This window comes from Streptomyces sp. NPDC013455, from assembly GCF_040632975.1.
Classification (GTDB): Bacteria; Actinomycetota; Actinomycetes; order Streptomycetales; family Streptomycetaceae; genus Streptomyces.
In genome coordinates, this window is sequence record NZ_JBEYCX010000077.1 from 1 (window position 1) to 1,502 (window position 1,502).

1 protein-coding gene is annotated in these 1,502 nt (G+C 69.8%); it reads left to right on the plus strand.

Annotation, left to right across the window (positions count from 1 at the left end; all coding sequences use genetic code 11):
- Nucleotides 1–1,502 (plus strand): condensation domain-containing protein (locus ABZ576_RS34360; RefSeq protein ID WP_360750053.1); only part of this gene is annotated, 1,502 nt, incomplete at both ends.

The window sequence follows — 1,502 nt, forward strand, 5'->3', positions numbered from 1 at the left end:
CTCGCGGCCGGGCTGGCGGGTGCGGGGCGGGCACGGCCGGCGCTGGTGGCCGGTGAGCGCCCGGAGCGCGTTCCGCTGTCCTTCGCCCAGCAACGGTTGTGGTTCGTCGGTCAGTTGGAGGGGCCGAGTTCCACATACAACATTCCGTTCGTGCTGCGGATGGCGGGCGAGGTGGACCGGGACGCGCTCGGCCTGGCGTTCCGGGACGTGATCGGGCGGCACGAGGTGCTGCGGACCGTCTTCCCGACGGACGAGGACGGCGATCCGTATCAGCAGGTCTTGGAACTCGACGGCCTGGACTGGCAGATGGCAGTCATCACGGTCCCCGCCGACGAGTTGGAGGGGGCTGTTGCCGCGGCCGCCGGGTGCGAGTTCGACCTCACTGCCGAGGTGCCGATCCAGGCCACGTTGTTCGAGGCGGGTGAGGGTGAACGGGTTCTAGTGGTCGTGGTGCATCACATCGCGGGTGACGGCTGGTCGACGGGTCCGTTGGCCCGGGATCTGTCCGCTGCTTACGTGGCGCGATGTGGGGGCGGGGAGCCGGGGTGGGAGCCGTTGCCGGTGCAGTACGCGGACTACGCCTTGTGGCAACGGGAGTTGCTGGGTGACGAGACCGACCCGGAGAGTGTGATCTCCCGGCAGACGGCGTATTGGCGCAAGGCATTGGCGGAGTTGCCGGAGGAGTTGCCGCTTCCCGTCGACCGGTCGCGTCCGGCGGTGGCCTCTCATGCGGGTCATCGTGTGCCGGTGGTGGTTCCGGCTGAGGTGCACGCGCGGCTGGGGGAGGTGGCGCGGGCCGAAGGTGTGACGACGTTCATGGTCCTGCAGGCTGCTTTCGCCATGCTGCTGTCCCGGCTGGGGGCGGGGACGGACATCCCGATCGGTTCGGCGAACGCCGGGCGTACGGACGAGGCGCTGGACGAGCTGGTCGGTTTCTTCATCAACACGCTGGTGGTGCGGACGGACCTGTCGGGTGACCCGACGTTCCGGGAGGTTCTGGAGCGGGTTCGGGAGTCGAGTCTGTCGGCGCTGGCGCATCAGGAGGTGCCGTTCGAGCGGTTGGTGGAGGAGCTGGCGCCGAGCCGTTCGATGGCCCGGCACCCGCTGTTCCAGGTGCAGCTCGACCTTCAGAACAACGCCGAGGCCGTACTCGACCTCCCCGGCGCCCAGACCGGAGGCTTCTCGGTCGCGAAGACGGCGGCCAAGTTCGACCTGGAAGTCCGCGTCTCCGAGGCATTCGACGAGCAGGGCGCCCCGGCCGGGGTGTGGGGCTCGGTGGTCGCGGCGGCGGACCTGTTCGACCGGGAGACGGTTGAGGGGCTTGGCGAGCGTTTGGTACGCGTGCTCGGGCTGCTGGTCGCCGATCCGGGCGCGCGGTTGAGCGCGGTGGACGTGCTGGGTGAGGGTGAGCGGCGTCGGGTGCTGGAGGAGTGGAACGCCACCGAGGTCGACCTTGGGGCTGTGCTGGTGCCGGAGCTGTTCGCGGCGCAGGTGGCGCGGAC